At 37.6% G+C, this 18,513-nt stretch carries 14 protein-coding genes; 13 read left to right on the forward strand and 1 reads right to left on the reverse strand.

Annotated features, from left to right (window positions below):
• Nucleotides 1–5: 5 nt before the first annotated feature.
• The 4 genes from LQE94_RS07855 (at nucleotide 6) to LQE94_RS07870 (ending at nucleotide 7,050) form a co-directional block, all read left to right on the forward strand.
• Nucleotides 6–1,856: an ABC transporter substrate-binding protein gene (locus tag LQE94_RS07855; RefSeq protein ID WP_240577372.1), complete on the forward strand. Its 1,851-nt coding sequence runs from the start codon at nucleotides 6–8 to the stop codon at nucleotides 1,854–1,856.
• 4 nt (nucleotides 1,857–1,860) lie between these two features.
• Nucleotides 1,861–4,821: a response regulator gene (locus LQE94_RS07860; protein WP_240577373.1), complete on the forward strand. Its 2,961-nt coding sequence runs from the start codon at nucleotides 1,861–1,863 to the stop codon at nucleotides 4,819–4,821.
• 80 nt (nucleotides 4,822–4,901) lie between these two features.
• Nucleotides 4,902–5,753 carry a dTDP-4-dehydrorhamnose reductase gene (gene rfbD, locus LQE94_RS07865; RefSeq protein ID WP_022074966.1) on the forward strand — a complete coding sequence of 284 codons (852 nt, stop codon included), beginning with the start codon at nucleotides 4,902–4,904 and terminating at the stop codon, nucleotides 5,751–5,753.
• Between the two features lies 1 nt (nucleotide 5,754).
• Nucleotides 5,755–7,050, forward strand: a complete 1,296-nt coding sequence (locus LQE94_RS07870; protein WP_240577374.1) for a dicarboxylate/amino acid:cation symporter — start codon at nucleotides 5,755–5,757, stop codon at nucleotides 7,048–7,050.
• A gap of 42 nt (nucleotides 7,051–7,092) precedes the next feature.
• Here the strand turns inward: LQE94_RS07870 and LQE94_RS07875 are convergent, their stop codons facing one another.
• Complete coding sequence (locus tag LQE94_RS07875) at nucleotides 7,093–7,953, reverse strand: AraC family transcriptional regulator (RefSeq protein WP_240577375.1); 861 nt, start codon at nucleotides 7,951–7,953, stop codon at nucleotides 7,093–7,095.
• 138 nt (nucleotides 7,954–8,091) lie between these two features.
• Between LQE94_RS07875 and LQE94_RS07880 the strand changes: the two genes are divergently transcribed.
• From LQE94_RS07880 to LQE94_RS07920, 9 genes are all read left to right on the forward strand, one after another.
• On the forward strand, nucleotides 8,092–8,970 hold the full coding sequence (locus LQE94_RS07880; protein WP_240577376.1) for an amidohydrolase family protein: 879 nt from the start codon (nucleotides 8,092–8,094) through the stop codon (nucleotides 8,968–8,970).
• Nucleotides 8,971–8,980: 10 nt separating this feature from the next.
• On the forward strand, nucleotides 8,981–10,186 hold the full coding sequence (locus LQE94_RS07885; RefSeq protein WP_117990170.1) for a hypothetical protein: 1,206 nt from the start codon (nucleotides 8,981–8,983) through the stop codon (nucleotides 10,184–10,186).
• Between the two features lie 29 nt (nucleotides 10,187–10,215).
• On the forward strand, nucleotides 10,216–11,280 hold the full coding sequence (locus tag LQE94_RS07890) for a zinc-binding alcohol dehydrogenase family protein (protein ID WP_240577377.1): 1,065 nt from the start codon (nucleotides 10,216–10,218) through the stop codon (nucleotides 11,278–11,280).
• Nucleotides 11,281–11,494: 214 nt separating this feature from the next.
• The gene (locus LQE94_RS07895; RefSeq protein ID WP_240577378.1) at nucleotides 11,495–12,118 is read left to right on the forward strand and encodes a flavin reductase; all 624 of its coding nucleotides are present in this window, start codon (nucleotides 11,495–11,497) and stop codon (nucleotides 12,116–12,118) included.
• Between the two features lie 6 nt (nucleotides 12,119–12,124).
• Nucleotides 12,125–12,280: a rubredoxin gene (locus tag LQE94_RS07900; protein WP_022075017.1), complete on the forward strand. Its 156-nt coding sequence runs from the start codon at nucleotides 12,125–12,127 to the stop codon at nucleotides 12,278–12,280.
• Between the two features lie 14 nt (nucleotides 12,281–12,294).
• The gene (locus tag LQE94_RS07905) at nucleotides 12,295–13,152 is read left to right on the forward strand and encodes a YitT family protein (protein ID WP_240577379.1); all 858 of its coding nucleotides are present in this window, start codon (nucleotides 12,295–12,297) and stop codon (nucleotides 13,150–13,152) included.
• 213 nt (nucleotides 13,153–13,365) lie between these two features.
• A complete protein-coding gene (locus LQE94_RS07910) occupies nucleotides 13,366–14,181 on the forward strand; it encodes a substrate-binding periplasmic protein (RefSeq protein ID WP_022075013.1) in 816 nt (271 codons plus the stop codon).
• Nucleotides 14,165–16,393, forward strand: a complete 2,229-nt coding sequence (locus tag LQE94_RS07915) for an ATP-binding protein (protein ID WP_240577380.1) — start codon at nucleotides 14,165–14,167, stop codon at nucleotides 16,391–16,393. Before LQE94_RS07910 ends, LQE94_RS07915 begins: the two co-directional genes overlap by 17 nt.
• A gap of 30 nt (nucleotides 16,394–16,423) precedes the next feature.
• A complete protein-coding gene (locus LQE94_RS07920) occupies nucleotides 16,424–18,502 on the forward strand; it encodes a diguanylate cyclase (protein ID WP_240577381.1) in 2,079 nt (692 codons plus the stop codon).
• Nucleotides 18,503–18,513: the final 11 nt, after the last annotated feature.

Raw genomic sequence — 18,513 nt, forward strand, 5'->3', positions numbered from 1 at the left:
TATTTATGAAAAAAGAAAAACGAAACAGAATAATTTCTGCGCTTATGGTACTTGTAATGGGTGCACTTCTTATGACAGGATGTGGCGGAAAAAGTACAGAAAAAGAAGACGCAGAGACGCTCACGGTATATTTATGGAGTACGAATTTATATGATAAATATGCACCATATATTCAAGAGCAGCTTCCGGATATCAACATCGAATTTGTAGTCGGAAATAACGATTTGGATTTTTATAAGTTTCTTGATGAAAATGGTGGCCTGCCGGATATTATTACCTGTTGTAGATTCTCACTTCATGATGCAAGTCCGTTAAAAGACAGTTTGATGGATCTTTCAACAACGAATGAGGCAGGAGCTGTCTATAATACATATCTTAACAATTTTAAGAATGAAGATGGTAGTGTGAACTGGTTGCCGGTATGTGCAGATGCTCATGGATTTGTAGTGAATAAAGACCTGTTTGAAAAGTATGGTATTCCACTGCCTACAGATTACGACAGCTTTGTTTTTGCATGTCAGGCATTTGAGGAAAAAGGAATCCGCGGATTTACGGCAGATTATTTTTATGATTATACCTGTATGGAGACTTTGCAGGGTCTTTCAGCAGCAGATCTTACTTCTACAGAAGGACGTAAGTGGCGTACAGCCTATAGTGATCCTGCCAATACAGAAAAAGTGGGATTGGACGATGTTGTCTGGCCAAAGGCATTTGAACGCATGAATCAGTTTATTCAGGATACCAACTTGGGACCGGATGATTTAAATATGACTTATGATGATGTGGTCGATATGTATCAAAATGGTGAAGTTGCTATGTACTTTGGCACTTCTGCCGCTGTGAAAATGTTTCAGGATCAGGGGATTGATACTGCATTCTTACCATTCTTTGAGGAGAATGGAGAAAAGTGGCTGATGACTACACCATATTTCCAGGTTGCATTGAATCGTGATCTTGAACAGGATGAAGCACGCAAGGAAAAAGCAATGAAAGTGTTAAATGTAATGCTTTCTGATGAAGGGCAGAATAAAATCATTTCTGAAGGGCAGGATTTGTTGAACTATAGTCAGAATGTGAGTCTTAAACTTACTGAATATTTACAGGATGTTAAGCCTGTGATTGAAGAAAATCATATGTATATCCGTATTGCGTCGAACGATTTTTTTGCGATTTCCAAAGACGTGGTTTCGAAGATGATTTCTGGGGATTATGATGCAGAGCAGGCGTATCAGGCATTTGATGCTCAGCTTTTAGATGATGAAAATGTTTCGGATGATGTTGTATTAAGTTCGTCGAAGTCATACAGTAATTATTTCCATTCAGAAGGTGGAAATGAATCCTATTCTGTTATGGCAAATACATTACGGGATATTTATGGGACAGATGTGTTGCTCGCAACAGGAAACAGTTTTACCGGCAGTGTATTGAAGGCTGATTATACAGAAAAAATGACAGGCGACATGATCATGCCGAATGGTCTTGCTGCTTACAAGAAGGAAATGAGCGGAGCCGAACTGAAAGAAATGTTGAAAGCTTTTGTGGAGGGTTACGAAGGTGGTTTAGTTCCATTTAATCAGGGTTCGCTTCCTGTAGTTAGCGGTATTTCTATGGAAATCAAAGAAAATGAGGATGGATACACACTGTCTGAAGTAAAAAAGGACGGGAAAAAGATTCAGGATGATGATAGCTTTACAGTAACTTGCCTGGCAATACCACGACATATGGAGTCTCTTCTTGCAGATAAAGACAGTACATTTGAGGCTGAAGATACAACAGTGAAAGATACATGGATGAATTACGTTTTAGAAGGTGATGTGGTTTTAGCAGAACCGGAAGACTATATTACGTTGAGGTAAGAAAATGAATGCTAAAAATCATAACACGAGAAAGAGAAAAAAATTTATAAGGAAACGTCCAGAAATCGTAGCTATTATTGTTTTACTTATCTGTATCATTTTGGCAGCTATTCAATATTCTAGATTTGTTTCAAAGGTTGTTTATCAAGAAAGCGTTTCTCATTTGACAGAGATTTTACATCAGTCAAATAATGCATTAACGGAGATGTCAAATAAGAATTTGACCTATCTTCATATGTTGAGTGAATACTTACAAAATATTTCAAGTGAAAATGAAATTGTGGATTATATAAATAGAGCACAGGACGAAACAGAGTTTTCAGATTTCTATTTTCTGTCTACCGATGGTAATTACAAGACAGTAACAGGAGAGACAGGCTATCTCGGTTTGCAAGGGACAATTGCAGATGAGATTATTCAAGAAAATGATATCATAATGAATGCGGTACTTCCGGGAAAATCACAATTGCTGGTTTTTGTCAGCCCTGTACCTCGCGGATACTATGAGGGATTCGAATATGATGCGATAGCGATTGCCTACGAAAATTCAGATATTGTAAAAATACTGGACATTTCTTCGTTTCATGGACAGGCGAGCAATTATGTTATCCATTCCGATGGCCGTGTCGTGATCGATCATTCTTCGGAGGAACTGGAATCAGTCTATAATTTCTTTGGTGTTTTGGGAGAACGTTCGAATTTGTCTGAAAAAGAGATTCTCGCACTTTCAAAGAAATTAGAACAGGGACAAAGTGGTTCTATGCTTATAAAACTGGACGGAACAAAATATTATCTGATCTATGAAAAATCAGAGATCCAGGATTGGTCAGTGCTTGGGATGGTACCGGTTAATGTAGTTAACGCAAGTATGAATATATTACAGTTTACTACGATGATACTTGTCGGTATTGTAGTACTTAGTATTGCAGGATATATTATTGTAGTTATTCTTCGAAAAAATAAAGTAAGTCTGAAGAAAAAGAATACTGAAATTTTATATCGAGACGAATTATTCCAGAAGCTGTCAATGAATGTGGATGATGTCTTTCTAATGTTGGATGCAAAGACATCAAAAGTGGATTATGTCAGTCCAAATGTTGAGAAACTACTAGGTATCACGGTAGAACAGATCAGGCAGGATATTCATGTTCTTGGAAACCTACATCCAAAGAACTCTGCAAATCGTAACAAAAATTTTCTGGAAGGATTGATGGTCAGAGAACAGCGCGAGTGTGAATTTGAGTATGTCCATCAGAAAACAAAAGAACATCGCTGGTTTCATATTGTTGCCATGGGCAGTGAGGTAGAGAAAAAGAAAAAATACATTTTAGTTATGTCAGACAGAACTGCTGATAAACAAATGAATCATGCACTTTCTGAAGCTGTACATGCTGCTGAAACAGCTAATAAGGCAAAGAGTATGTTCCTTTCCAATATGTCTCATGATATTCGAACACCAATGAATGCGATTATAGGTTTTGCAACATTGGCTGTAAGTAATATTAATAATCAGGAGAAAGTCAGAGATTATTTGAGTAAAATTCTTTCTTCAAGTAAACATTTACTTTCACTTATCAACGATGTATTAGATATGAGTCGTATTGAAAGTGGTAAGATCCATTTAGAAGAGACGGAGGTTAGTCTTCCGGAGGTTCTGCATGATCTGAAGACTATTGTAAGCGGACAGATTCATGCAAAGCAATTGGAACTTTATATGGATGTCATGGACATTACCGATGAGGATGTTTATTGTGATAAGACACGACTTAGTCAGGTGCTGCTAAATCTTTTGTCGAATGCAATTAAATTTACTCCGGCAGGTGGAACGGTTTCTGTCCGACTTAGACAGCTTCCGTGTACAAAAAAAGGAAGTGGATGCTATGAAATCCGGGTAAAGGATACAGGAATCGGTATGAGTCAGGAGTTTGCACAGAAAATTTTTGACCCATTTGAACGTGAACGGACGTCTACAGTCAGCAAGACGCAGGGCACGGGGCTTGGCATGGCTATTACAAAAAATATTGTGAATATGATGGGTGGTACGATCGAAGTTAGGACAGAGCAAGGAAAAGGTACAGAATTTATTGTCCGAATAGAGCTTGGTATTCAGTCTGAGCAGCATCATGTAGAAAAGATTGCAGAACTGGAAGGTCTCAAAGCGTTGGTTGTAGATGATGATTTTAATACTTGTGACAGTGTGACTAAGATGCTGGTGAAAGTAGGAATGCGTTCAGAATGGACACTTTCCGGTAAAGAGGCTGTTCTTCGTGCACAACAATCAATAGAACTTGGGGATGCTTTCCATGCATATATCATCGACTGGCGTTTGCCGGATATGAATGGTATAGAAGTGACTCGTCAGATTCGCAGTCTTGGTGATGACACACCGATCATTATTCTAACTGCTTATGATTGGTCTGATATTGAAGTAGAAGCAAAGGCAGCAGGAGTAACAGCGTTTTGTTCGAAGCCTATGTTTATGTCAGATTTACGTAATACTTTAATGACTGCGATTGGACAGAAACAGGCCGAGGAGAATGAAATTTTCCCTGTTGCAGATAAGGCTTTCAAAGGCAAGAGAGTATTACTTGTGGAAGATAATGAATTAAATAGTGAAATTGCGATGACAATTCTTAATGAGTATGGAATTCAAGTGGATACAGCAGGAAATGGAGTTGAAGCCGTAGAGAAAATCAAAATCTCAACACCGGGAGATTATGATTTGGTATTGATGGATGTGCAGATGCCGATAATGAACGGATATGAGGCAACGAAACGTATCCGAAAACTTAACGAACCAAAGCTGGCAGGCATACCAATTCTTGCTATGACAGCAAATGCATTTGATGAAGATCGGAAAAATGCATTGGAATCAGGAATGGATGGTTTTTTATCAAAACCAATTGTTGTGGATGAGCTGCTCCATACATTGCAGGAATATTTTGGAAAAAATAAAATGAATTGACAGGTAGTTTTAGGGTTTTCTTAAGAAAATTGATATGATAAAATAAGAAATGGAATTTCTAAATTTAAGGAGGATGAGAGATGATTAAAGTATGGATAGTAGGATCGAACGGACAGATCGGGCATGCGTTGAATGAGGTCCTCGACCCATTAGAGATTGAAGTATTGAATACAGATAAAGACGAACTGGACATTACAGATACAGAAGAAGTGCTCAATTTTGGTATTGTAAACCGTCCGGATGTAATTATCAACTGTACCGGTGTTACAGATACAAAGTTGTGTGAAGAAGAACCGGAGCTTGCTTATCGGGTGAATGCACTTGGAGCGAGAAATTTAAGTATTGTTGCAAGAAAAAATGGTGCGAAGATTGTTCAGCTTTCGACAGATGATGTATTTGACGGAAAGAGTAAGAAGCCATATACAGAATTTGATGATACAAATCCGTTGACTGTTTATGGATCCTCTAAAAGAGCAGGAGAAAACTATGTAAAGGAATTTACACACAAACATTTTGTTATCCGTAGCAACTGGGTTTACGGAAAAGTAGGACAGAATTTCGTGAATCAGGTATTGGAAGCGGCAGAAAAGGGAAATGCCCTTTCTGTAGCAGCAGACCAGTTTGGTTCGCCGACAAGTGCAAAAGATCTTGCAAGAATGATACTGTATTTAATTAATACAAATGAATATGGTACTTACCATGTAACTTGTAGCGGAGTCTGCAACCGATATGAATTTGCACAGGAAATCCTTAGGTTGTCAGGAAAGGAAATTGAATTAAAGGCGGTTCCGACAGAACAGTCGGATCTTTCAGCGGTAAGACCACCATATGCGGTATTGGATAATTTTATTCTCCGTATTATCGATATGTATGATATGCCAGATTGGAAAGAGTCATTAGAAGAATATATGAATGAAAGAACGGAGAAATAAGATGAAAAACAAGAATGTGAAAGAAAAAAAGAAAGAGAAAAAGATCGGACTGACGACGAAGATCTTCATAGCTTTGCTTTTAGGTGCTATTTTTGGAATTGTACTTTGTTATCTGATTCCTGACAGCAAGATTAAACATGATATTATTGTAGAAGGTGTGCTTTATGTAGTCGGGCAGGGATTTATCCGTCTGATGAAAATGCTTGTTGTACCACTTGTATTTTGTTCTCTTGTGTGTGGAAGTATGGCCATCGGAGACACAAAGAAGCTTGGAACAGTCGGTGTCAGAACTTTGATTTTTTATCTTGCCACAACAGCACTTGCTGTAACAGTAGCATTGTCAGTTGGTAATTTGATTAATCCTGGTATCGGGCTTGACATGAGTGCGATCCAGACAAGTGCTTCTACTGTCGAGACAATGGAAGCAACTTCACTGACGGATACAATTTTAAATATTATTCCGGATAATCCAATCAATTCACTGGCAAGCGGAACAATGCTTCAGGTTATCGTTTTTGCACTGATCATTGGTGTTATTCTTGCAAAAATGGGAGAACGTGCAGAGACAGTTGCAAACTTCTTCAGTCAGTTTAATGATATCATGATGGAAATGACAATGATGATCATGAGTCTGGCACCAATCGGTGTATTCTGTCTGATTAGCAGAACATTTGCAAATATCGGATTTAGTGCATTTATTCCACTTGCAAAATATATGATCGCAGTACTTTTAGCACTTGCAATTCAGTGCCTTGGAATATATCAGATCCTTTTGAAGATTTTTACAGGATTGAACCCAATCCGTTTTATCAAGAAATTCTTCCCGGTTATGGCATTTGCATTCTCTACAGCGACATCAAATGCAACCATTCCACTTTCTATCGATACACTTTCTAAGAAGGTCGGAGTTTCTAAGAAGATTTCTTCATTTACGATTCCGCTTGGAGCAACCATCAATATGGATGGTACATCCATCATGCAGGGAGTTGCAGTTGTGTTTGCAGCACAGGCATTTGGAATCCATTTGAGCATGGCAGATTATATTACAGTAATCGGAACAGCAACACTTGCATCTGTCGGAACAGCCGGAGTACCAAGCGTTGGTCTGGTTACACTGACAATGGTATTTAATTCTGTCGGACTTCCGGTAGAGGCAATTGGTCTGATCATGGGTATCGACCGTATTCTGGATATGACAAGAACAGCTGTTAATATCACTGGTGATGCAGTATGTACAACAATTGTTGCACATCAGAATAAAGCGTTAGATAAAAAAGTATTTTATGAGACAGAATAAATAACAGGGAGATGATTCGGGGTACTCGAATCATCTCCCTGTTTAAATTTGTAAAATATTTTGTTTATACTCAGAAACTGTCATTTTATAATAATTTTTAAAAGCGGTATGAAAATGGTTCGGATAAGAATAGCCCAACCGGTCGGATATTTCAGAAATTGAAAGCTTACCTTCCTTTAAAAATGTAACAGCTGCAGCCATTCTGGCTTCTGTCCTTTTTTGGAGAAAGTTTTGTCCATATCGATTAAAGAGAATCCGACTGGTCTGTCTGGTGCTTAATCCTAAACGACGTGATAATTCATTTAATGTAATTGTATCGTATTCCAGTAAAAAGCTATCTTCAATGAGGATATAAGCTTTCACCAAAGGAATCGGAATATATGTGATAGCAGCATTTGAAGCCGGTTCGTAGTTTCGCAGTATTTTAACCAGGAACTGCATAAAAAGAGCACGCAACATGATAGTGGCGGCGGAGCCGGGAGCAGAAAACTCCTGATAAATTGCTTCGAGGGTAGCTTGCAACTTAGCACAGTCCTTTCCGTACCAGAACGGATAATGTAAAAATGGTTCTATAATAGCGTTTTCGGAAGAGCTCTTTTTTGTGTCGTGTGCTTTTTCAATTCTTAAATAAATACAATACTCATATGTCGGATCATCTGAGTCGGAATATTGTTGATGTTCGATATGAGGACCGGTTGTATAGAGTATATTTGGATATAATTCATAGGAGCATTGATTGCTGATCAATGTTCCCTTACCTTTTGGAATATAATGAATCTCATAGCTGTTCGAGCTATGTGCATGTGAAGGTGTATTCCATGTCTGGCATTCATATGTAAATTTCAATATATTGATCTGATAATCACCTATCGAAAATGTAATATATAAGTTATCATTTTTCATACTGTAGACTCCTTTTTGAAAGTACGCTAATCGGACATGAATATATCTATTTTGTCTGCTGTTCCAATATTATTATCGTACTATAGATTTTATAATGAAATCAAGAACAAGATAGAAAAAACAAAAAGGAGGATGACGATGATTATTGATGCACATTTACATCTCTGGAAAAAACAATCGGGATGTGTAAATGGAAAACCAGTCTTTGCATTAAGCGGAGGAAAAAGTGATTTTGGCGGTGCGATACGTCAAATGATGCCACCCTATATGCTGGACGGAAGCAATACAGTAGAAATGCTGATTGCAAATATGGATTATGCGAGAGTCAGTGGATGCGTGGTGACGCAAGAGTATATCGATGGTAATCAGGATGCATATTTATTAGAATGTAGAAAGAAATATCCGGAAAGAATAAAAATTTGTTGTCTGTATGAAGAAAAAGAAATAGACGATAAATGGATAGAACAGTTTGATGGGATTAAAATTTGTGCGGGCAGATTAAAAGATCAAAACTTGTTACATCATAAAGATATTTTTGAAAAAGCAGACAAGCTGAATAAATTTATTTCAATCGATATGGCGGATGGAGAGCTTCAAGTAGGTGATATGGAAAAATTGATTGAGATGCATCCGAATCTGCGGATTGCTATCGGACATTTTGGAATGGTCACGGTAGAAGGCTGGGAGAAGCAGATTGCATTGGCAAAGCATAAAAATGTTTATATTGAAAGTGGCGGAATTACATGGTTATTTCACAAAGAATTTTATCCATATCCATCTGCTGTCAAGGCGATACGCAAGGCGATAGAAATTTGCGGAGTTGAAAAATTGATGTGGGGAAGTGATTACCCGCGTACAATGACCGCCATAACTTATGGGATGAGTAAAGATTTTATAGAAAAATCGACTGCTTTATCGGATGAAGAAAAGAAAAAAATCTTAGGAGAAAATGCAAAAGGATTTTATGATTTTCCAGAATTAGAAGTTCCGGAAAAAATAATTAACATGGTTGAGTAGGAGAAATAAGATGATTGTAAAAGGAACATATTTTCAGAATAGCGAAGAGAATCCATTGGTATATGGAGATGTTGAAATTAATAATATCCCAAGAAGACGATTAAGAGGAGAGGAAGAAAAAGAAGGTGTGATTGCAGAGAGTGTTCTGGTTGGATTTTGCGGAACAGATTACACATTGATGAATATGGGGCGAGAAGGAAAATTAAAACCTAAATTTCCGGAAGGCTGTAACAGATTGATCAATGGTCATGAGGGCGTTGTATGGGTACCGTCACAAGAGCGTTTTGCAATCGTGTTAATCCGTGGCGGAAATAGCTATGATCCAACCAGATATACAGAAGAAGAAACGTATTTTGAATATGGATGTGATCAGGCTGATGGTTTGTTTTCAGATAAAAATTATTACAATCCCGACATGCTATTGAAAATCCCGGATGGTTATGTGAAGGATGGAAAAATCTCTCTTAATCTATGTAAGAAGCTGGTATTCAGTGACCCATATGCTTGTATGATTTTTCAGAGAGAACGAATGGAAGATATAGGAGAGGCTCAGAATTTCAGAGTGAAAATGGCTCAATATAAATGCAGCGAAGAAGAGGCAAGAAAAATTGCGAAGAAGGAAACCTTTGACAGAGTATGTATTTTCGGGCTTGGAACAACAGGTATGTTTATCGGAGATTTGATTCGTCAGAAATATCCGGAGGCGAAGATTGTTTTCGTGGCAAGAAGCGAAGAAAACAGTCCAAAAGTCGCATTTGCGCTAAAACAGGCAGGGGCATCTTATGTCAGAAGTGCATTTGATACAAAAGAAGAACTTGCAGATGCAATTAAAGAAAAATTGGGTGGTACCGCAACTGTATTTATCGGTTCCAGCGGAGCAGCGATTGAACATGAAATTGCATTCCAATATGGTGTACTAGGCTGTAATGGTATTTATAATTCTTTCTCATTGGGACCGGAAATTACAGTCGATACAATGCCATTCGGATTTAAAAATCAGGTGATATTCGGCTCCATAAATTTCCGTCAGGATCATATGGAGGAGGCTATTCAGATACTTCAAAACAGCTGCTATGATGAGATCGTTGAATTGATAGACAAAGATGAATTTACAGAGGATCCGATTGATGCATATGAAAATAAAATTTATGCAAAAGGTGCACCAATGAAAACCGCAGTTATATGGAATGAAAAATATGTTGATAGAGAACGTTAAATAAAAGAATGTAGTGAGAGGAAAAAAACATGAGAACAATTATAATTTCTGAACCGGGAAAGGTTGCAGTTACAGAAAATGAAATGCCAAAAGTAAAAGAGGGAGAGGCATTATTAAAATTATTATATGGTGGAATTTGTGGAAGTGATTTGGGTACATATCGCGGAACTTTCGCATATGCAAGCTATCCGAGAATACCGGGACACGAGTTTTCTGCACAGATTGTAGAAATCGGTGAGAATGACAGAGGATTAAAGCCGGGAATGATCGTAACCTGCAATCCATATTTCAATTGCCAGAAATGTTACTCTTGTGAAAGAGGACTGGTAAATTGCTGTGAATCCAATGAAACAATGGGGGCACAGAGAGACGGAGCATTTTCCGAGTATATCACAATGCCGATTGAGCGGATTTATGATGGAAAAGGATTGAATCCAAAACAGCTTGCACTGATTGAACCATTTTGCATCAGTTATCATGGGGTATCAAGAGCAGATGTAAAAAAAGGCGATAAAGTGCTTGTCATCGGTGCAGGAACAATCGGTGTTCTTGCTGCAATTGCCGCAAAAGCAAAAGGTGGAGAAGTATACATTGTAGATGTTGCCGAAGAGAAACTTCAATATGCATATGAAACATTTGGACTTGCCGGTATGATAAAGAATGACAGCGAGGAAGAGTTTATGAACCGTGTAAATGAAATTACAGGGGAGCATCATGGATTTGATGTTTGTATTGAAGCTGTCGGACTTCCGTCTACATTCCAGAATTGTATTGATGCGGCAGCCTATGGCGGACGTATAGTTCTGATTGGAGTAGGCAAGAAAAATCTGGATTTCAATTTTACATTAATCCAGAAAAAGGAGTTAAATATATTCGGATCAAGAAATGCGTTGAAAGCAGATTTTACAGAACTGATTGATTTAGTAAAAAGTGGAGAAATTGATTTGGAAAAGATTGTAATGAATCCGGATTCGACAGATGTGAAGAAGAAATCAGAATATGAATTGGATGAAGCAGACAGGGCGTTTGAAGAGTTTAGTAAATATGGCGGCAGTAAACTGAAAGTATTAATTCATTTTTCTGATCCTTCATAAGAGTCAAAAAAATTGAAATAAAATAGTAGGTTTACTTATGAAATAGATGCTATAATAGAGGAAATCGGCAGGGGTCGTTTTCCTCTTTCTTTTTGCATTACAGTAGCAACGTAAGAATAATAAAATTCGCAGTTGACAATACTATGAAAGTGAGTTATATTAAAGATAGTAATAATAGTAATTATTACTAAAATAAACAAAGGAGGTATGTCGCATGGAGAAAAAAGCACTTTATAATCTGTCGTATGGAGTATTTATGTTGTCTACTCGTTCTGGTGAGAAAGTGAATGGTTGTATTACAAACACTTGTATGCAGGTAGCGAACAATCCAATTCGAATTGCAATATCCGTTTTGAATAGTAATTATACCTGTGATTTAATTAAAGAGAGTGGTATATTTGCATTGAGTCTGCTGGATGTGAATTGTTCTTTTGAGACAATTAAGCATTTTGGTTTTCAGTCAGGAAGAGATGTGGATAAGATGAAAGATCTTTCGTTGCCGGTTGATCATAACGATATACCATATTTGGGATATCAGACATGTGCTGTTATTAGCGGGAAAGTTTTAGAACAGCAGGATCTTGGCACACACACATTGTTTATTGCAGAAGTGACAGATGCAAAGTTGTTGAATGAGAACGAACCACTTACTTACGCTGATTATCAGAATCGCGTAAAACCAAAGAAGAAAGAGATACCTCAGGATAAGAAGATTGTTGGCTGGAGATGTAAGATTTGTAATTATGTCTATGAAGGAAGTGAGCTTCCACCGGATTATACATGTCCTCTTTGTGGACACGATATCAGTGATTTCGAGCCAATATATGAAAGGAGTTAATGAATTATGAAGTATGTATGTGATTTATGTGGATGGGAATATGATGAGGAGCAGGGATATCCAGAAGGCGGTATTGAACCAGGAACAAAATGGGAAGATGTGCCGGAAGATTTTGAATGTCCGTTATGCATGGCCGGAAAGGATCAATTCTCAGAAGAATAAGAATTTTTAGTAGAATGGAAAAACAAATTGATTATAAAAACCTTGTAAGGGAGATAGTTACGTTGACTGTAGCAGTATTTATTATTGCTGCGGCGGTATATTTCTTTTTGGTTCCCAGCCACACTTCGGTTAGTAGTATTTCAGGTCTGGGAATCATCCTTACAAATTTTATACCATTGCCACTCTCTGTGATTACAATGGTTATGAATGTAGTACTTCTGTTGATTGGATTTATTACATGTGGTAAAGAATTTGGGACAAAGACGGTTTATACCAGTGTTGCATTGCCGTTTTTTTTATGGATATTTGAACGTATTCTTCCGGATATCGGCTCATTGACAGATAGTCAGGAATTGGATGTGCTTTGTTATGTTTTAGTAGTCAGCATAGGTCTGAGTATTCTTTTTAATATGAATGCATCTTCCGGAGGTCTTGATATTGTAGCGAAGATCATGAATAAATATTTGCATATAGAGATGGGAAAAGCTATGTCATTAGCCGGGATGTGTGTGGCATTGTCAGCGGCACTTGTGTATGATAAGAAGACAGTTGTCCTAAGTGTTCTGGGTACATATTTCAATGGTATGGTAGTGGACCATTTTATCTTTGGTCAAAATCTGAAGAGGCGAGTTTGCATTATTACTCAGTATGAAGAAGAACTTCGCCAGTTTATTATCCATGATCTGCATAGCGGAGCAACAATATATGAAGCATTTGGTGCTTATAATATGGATAAGAGACATGAGATTATCACTATTGTAGATAAAAATGAGTATCAGAAGTTGATGAGTTATATTAATAAACTCGATCCTAAGGCATTTATTACAGTGTATACGGTGGCAGATATGCGTTATCAGCCTAAAACAATATAAAAAAGAAATGGACTTTTTCATACAGAGACTGTATAATTATAAAAAAATAATTGAGTCAGTTGAAAGTCTAAGACGAAACGTTACATGTCTATAGAATAGTAGCTAATTGTAACGTGTAAGATGCATTGTCTGGAAGGACAATGCATCTTTTGAGTTTAAGATATTCAATTTGAGTACAACTGAAGGAATAAAAAACAGCAGGATGGGAACAACATGAAGGGAAGAAGAATTATTGCAGGGATGCTGCTTGTGGGTATACTAATTACATCTCTTATAGGATGCAGTGAATCAGTGCATCAAAAAAAAGAAAAAAATAAGCCTACAATTACACTGGGAAGCGATAGCTATCCCCCATATAATTATCTGAATGAAGATGGAATTCCAACGGGAATAGATGTGGATCTGGCAACGGAAGCATTTGAAAGAATGGGCTATCAGGTAGAGGTTGTACAGATTAACTGGGAGAAGAAAAAGGAACTGGTGGAAAGTGGCGAAATTGACTGTATTATGGGATGTTTTTCCATGGAAGGAAGACTGGATGAGTACCGCTGGGCAGGACCATATATATCAAGTCGCCAGGTAGTTGCGGTAAATGAAAACAGTGACATTTATGAACTGAAAGATTTGGAAGGAAAAAATGTTGCAGTTCAGTCAACGACTAAGCCGGAAGGTATCTTTTTGAAACGAACGGATGAGAGAATTCCAAAGCTCTCTAATTTGATCAGTCTTGGCCATAGAGAACTAATCTACACTTTTCTTGGAAAAGGTTATGTAGATGCAGTAGCAGCACATGAAGAGTCTATTGTACAGTACATGAAAGATTATGATACAAACTTTCGTATTTTAGAAGAACCGTTGATGACAGTTGGAATAGGCGTTGCATTTGCTAAAAATGATGACAGAGGCATTTGTGAAGAGCTGGATCAGATATTAGAAGAAATGCGGCAGGATGGGACATCGTTGAAAATAATCGGAAAATATCTGGATGACCCGGAAAAATATCTGGAGGTGGATGGTTTTGAGTATTAAAAGAAACCCAAAAGAAATGAAAAAGCGCTTCTGGATGTTTGGGGCTTTGATAGGTGTCTGCGTAGTGGCAGCCTCTGTATTGTATTTTTTTCATAAAGAAAAGACAGAAGCGGAGCAAAGACTGGTTGAGATTGTAAATTACGTCAAGGTTCAGTGTTCTACTTATACACATTATAATGAGGCTACAGAATCCAAAAGTCTTCTTAGATCGATTGAGAGTGCTCGTCAGATGAGCACGAACATCGATATTGAGACAGAAAATGGCGGGCAGTTAAGCCAGGAATTATTAAAAGAAAATTTGCAGACACTTTGGGTGGATGGAATTCTTGTACTTAATGCAGATGGAAGTGTAGTTTGTGAATATAGTGCAAACAAAAAATTTACGGAAAAAGCAGTTCGTTATTTACAAAAAGATGTCATTATGGATTTTGTAGAATATGAAGAACGTTCGTATTCTGAGAGAATCAATCTTGATGACGGCAGTTGTATTGACCTTGCAGCCTGTGCCAGAAAAGATGCTCCGGGAGTGGTTGCCATATATTATTATACTCCGCCCGAATATATGCGAAATTATACGTTGACGATACAGAGTCTTTTAAATGGTTATAGTACAGAAAAGGACGGAACAATTGCTGTTGCAGATAGTGGAATGATTGTTGCCAGCAATGATGAAAATTTATTGGGACAGTCTACAGCTGAAAATGAGGTTGTCCAGACAATGAAACAGCATACGGATAGTCATCATATTTTTCATTTGAAAAATGAAGGAACAGGATGTTATGGAATTATGCTAAAACAAAGGGATTATTACATTTATGCATATATTCCAGATAAAAAAATATTTCAGAATCTTCCGTTAAATGTAATTTTTGTGACGTTTTTATATTTGTTTTTGCTTATTGTTTCGTGGGTGAGAATACAGAAAACAAGTGCGGAGCGAGAAAAACAGGAAAGAGAAAAAGAAGAGAAGTATAAAGAAGAGATTCTTAAGGCAGCAAAAAGAGCGGAGGCTGCGAATAGAGCAAAAACGGAGTTCCTCCAGCGAATGAGCCATGACATCCGTACTCCGATTAATGGAATCTGCGGCATGCTTGATGTGGCAGAACATTATGCAGAGGATTTGGATAAACAGACAGAATGTCGTGAAAAAATCAAAGAAGCTTCGAATTTATTATTGGGATTGGTAAATGAAGTTCTGGATATGAGTAAGCTGGAATCCGGTGAAGTTATTTTGGAAGAGAGTCCGTTTGATTTGCATAATATTTCAGAAGAGGTACTGACAGTAATTGAGTTGTTGGCAGAGGAGAGAAATATTAAGCTGATTCGGGAAAAACAGGAAATAACTCATTGGAATCTGATTGGCAGTCCGGCACATGTGAAAAGGGTATGGATGAATATTCTGAGTAATGCGGTGAAATACAATAAGGATAATGGAAGTATTTGTATTCAATGCAGAGAAGTTCCTTATAATCAGACAGGCATGACGATGATTGAATTCATCTGTCAAGATACCGGAATCGGTATGAGCAGAGAATTTCAGAAAGTGATTTTTGAACCATTTGCACAGGAAAATGCAGGAAGCCGTTCTAAATATGGTGGAACAGGACTTGGAATGCCAATTACAAAAAGTCTTGTAGAAAAAATGGGTGGAACGATTCAGTTTGAAAGTGAAGAAGGAGTCGGAACTACATTTGTAATTCAGATTCCGTTTAAGATTGATACCGAGACTGACAGGATGGAAAAAGAAGAAAAAACTGCGGCATCTCTTCATGGATTGCATATTTTGCTTGTAGAAGATAATGAGCTGAATATGGAAATTGCGGAGTTTATTGTGACAGATGAAGGTGCTGTGGTGACAAAGGCGAAAAATGGAAAAGAAGCGGTGGATTACTTTGAAAAATCTTCCGTTGGGACATATGATGCAATTCTTATGGATGTAATGATGCCGATTATGGACGGATTAACTGCTTCAGAAACGATTCGAAAAATGGACAGAGCAGATGCAAAGACAATACCGATTATAGCAATGACAGCCAATGCATTTACAGATGATAAAATGAAAGCAAAAGAAGCGGGAATGGATGCGCATATAGCAAAACCATTGAACCGGGAAGTGCTGGTTGAGACTGTTTTCAAGGTTATCACTAAGAAAAATAGAGGAAATAAAGCAGAAAATGAAATACACGTTAGAAGTGATGAGAATGAAATATAAATAGTCTTAGACAAGGAAGTTGTGGCAAAGATGGACAAAAATAAGAAAAGGATTAATTTAAATAATCAATTTTTAGAGCAGGCGGTTTTTGCAATTGCGGATGGATATTGTAGAATAAATCTTACGAAGGACCGGGTGCCGGGGGTTATGTATCAGGTACTGGACGGAGTAGAATATGATTTAAACGAACAATTGGGAATGCCGGAAAATTCCAGTTTTTCAGAACTGGTCAAGATGTGGGCTTTAACAATTCCGGAAGAGGGAAGAGAAGAATTTTTGGAAACTGTGAACCGAGAGAAACTTTTAGAACGTTTTTACAAGGGAGAGCAGCACATTACATTTTATTACTGGACAAGAACAGCAACATATGAACCGATGCTTGCGGAAAATCATATGGCACTCTTTGAGGATGAAGAAACAGGAGAGGTTCTGGCAATTAATTACGTGCTTGACCGGACAGAGCAATATCATCTGGAGCAATATAAAAAAGAGTTGGAACAGAAAAACAAAGAACTGGAAAGACTGTTAAAAAGAGAAAAAAATTACAATAATAAAATATATCGCGATGCACTGACCGGAGTATTTAATCGGCGATACTATGAAGAAGTTGTAAAAAACTCTGTTGAGGATGCCGGAATTGCCTTAATGGATCTGGACGATTTTAAGGTCAGTAATGATACATATGGACATCATGTTGGTGATGTTGCACTCAAGACTGCCACAGAGGTGGTTTTATCTTGTATCGGGGCGGATGATATATTGATACGATATGGCGGGGATGAATTTTTACTGATTCTTTCAGATGTTCAGGAAGAAGCTTTGAAAAATAAATTGGATCAGATTCGGGATAAAGTAAGGAATGTAGTAATTCCGGGCTATTCCTATTTACATCTGTCTCTGAGTATAGGCGGAACGATAAAAAATAAGGAAGATGCGATAGAAGATGTCGTGTGCTATGTCGACCAGTTGATGTATCAGGCAAAGAATAAAAAGGACGAAGTTGTTGTATATCAAGAGGGAGAAAAACAATATTTACATACTTCTGTGCAGGAAAATATCAAACAACAAATCTTAATCGTAGATGATTCTATGATGAATCGAGAACTGCTGTCTGTAATATTGGAAGATGATTATCGGATATTGGAGGCAAAAGATGGACAGGAGTGTTTGAACATACTTTATAAAAATAAAAAGGATATCGCGTTAGTACTGCTGGACATAAATATGCCGGTGTTGGATGGATTTGAAGTTTTACGTGCGATGAATGAAAATCAAATGATAGAGGATGTTCCTGTTATTATGATTTCCAGTGAGGATTCAGAAGAGGCCATTCGAAGAGCGTATGACCTGGGAGCGTCAGACTATGTTAATCGACCATTTGATGCAAGGGTTGTTTATCGACGCGTAATGAACACGATAAAACTTTATTCGAAACAACGAAGACTGGTAAAAATGGTTTCGGAACAGATACAGAAACGTGAACACAATACGTCTACATTAGTAGGTGTTTTAAGTCAGATTGTTGAATTCCGTAACGGAGAAAGCGGAGATCATGTTCGTCATATCCGTATGATTACGGAAATGATGCTGGAGCATTTACTTAAGGTTACGAATAAATATGATATCAGTCCGGAAGAGAAAGAAAATATTCCTCTTGCATCGGCGCTTCATGATATAGGGAAAATCGCAATCGATGAAAGAATTCTCAATAAGCCTGGAAAACTGACAGATGAAGAATTTGCGATTATGAAGACACATAGTATGTACGGAGCAGAGATATTGACTAAGCTGGATAACTTTCAATTTGAGCCTTTGCTGCATACAGCATATGAAATCACAAGGTGGCATCATGAACGATGGAATGGTCGGGGGTATCCGGATGGATTGAAGGGAGATGAGATTCCAATCAGTGCCCAGATCGTTTCGATGGCAGATGTATATGATGCCTTGACCAGCGAGCGATGTTATAAGAAAGCATTTTCACATGAAACAGCGATTCAGATGATTCAGAATGGTGAATGTGGAGCATTTAACCCATTGCTTATTAAATGTCTGGTTGAGATTCAAGATGAATTAAAAAATTATACGCAGCATCTGGCAGATAAATAATAAAATAGAAA

This window comes from Mediterraneibacter sp. NSJ-151 (assembly GCF_022487435.1).
GTDB lineage: Bacteria > Bacillota > Clostridia > Lachnospirales > Lachnospiraceae > Schaedlerella > Schaedlerella hominis.

Bases quoted from the DNA above. Each gene is read 5' to 3' on its own strand.
- LQE94_RS07855 (WP_240577372.1), top strand. From the start codon at position 6: ATGAAAAAAGAAAAACGAAACAGAATAATTTCTGCGCTTATGGTACTT.
- LQE94_RS07860 (WP_240577373.1), top strand. From the start codon at position 1,861: ATGAATGCTAAAAATCATAACACGAGAAAGAGAAAAAAATTTATAAGG.
- rfbD (WP_022074966.1), top strand. From the start codon at position 4,902: ATGATTAAAGTATGGATAGTAGGATCGAACGGACAGATCGGGCATGCG.
- LQE94_RS07870 (WP_240577374.1), top strand. From the start codon at position 5,755: ATGAAAAACAAGAATGTGAAAGAAAAAAAGAAAGAGAAAAAGATCGGA.
- LQE94_RS07875 (WP_240577375.1), bottom strand. From the start codon at position 7,953: ATGAAAAATGATAACTTATATATTACATTTTCGATAGGTGATTATCAG.
- LQE94_RS07880 (WP_240577376.1), top strand. From the start codon at position 8,092: ATGATTATTGATGCACATTTACATCTCTGGAAAAAACAATCGGGATGT.
- LQE94_RS07885 (WP_117990170.1), top strand. From the start codon at position 8,981: ATGATTGTAAAAGGAACATATTTTCAGAATAGCGAAGAGAATCCATTG.
- LQE94_RS07890 (WP_240577377.1), top strand. From the start codon at position 10,216: ATGAGAACAATTATAATTTCTGAACCGGGAAAGGTTGCAGTTACAGAA.
- LQE94_RS07895 (WP_240577378.1), top strand. From the start codon at position 11,495: ATGGAGAAAAAAGCACTTTATAATCTGTCGTATGGAGTATTTATGTTG.
- LQE94_RS07900 (WP_022075017.1), top strand. From the start codon at position 12,125: ATGAAGTATGTATGTGATTTATGTGGATGGGAATATGATGAGGAGCAG.
- LQE94_RS07905 (WP_240577379.1), top strand. From the start codon at position 12,295: ATGGAAAAACAAATTGATTATAAAAACCTTGTAAGGGAGATAGTTACG.
- LQE94_RS07910 (WP_022075013.1), top strand. From the start codon at position 13,366: ATGAAGGGAAGAAGAATTATTGCAGGGATGCTGCTTGTGGGTATACTA.
- LQE94_RS07915 (WP_240577380.1), top strand. From the start codon at position 14,165: ATGGTTTTGAGTATTAAAAGAAACCCAAAAGAAATGAAAAAGCGCTTC.
- LQE94_RS07920 (WP_240577381.1), top strand. From the start codon at position 16,424: ATGGACAAAAATAAGAAAAGGATTAATTTAAATAATCAATTTTTAGAG.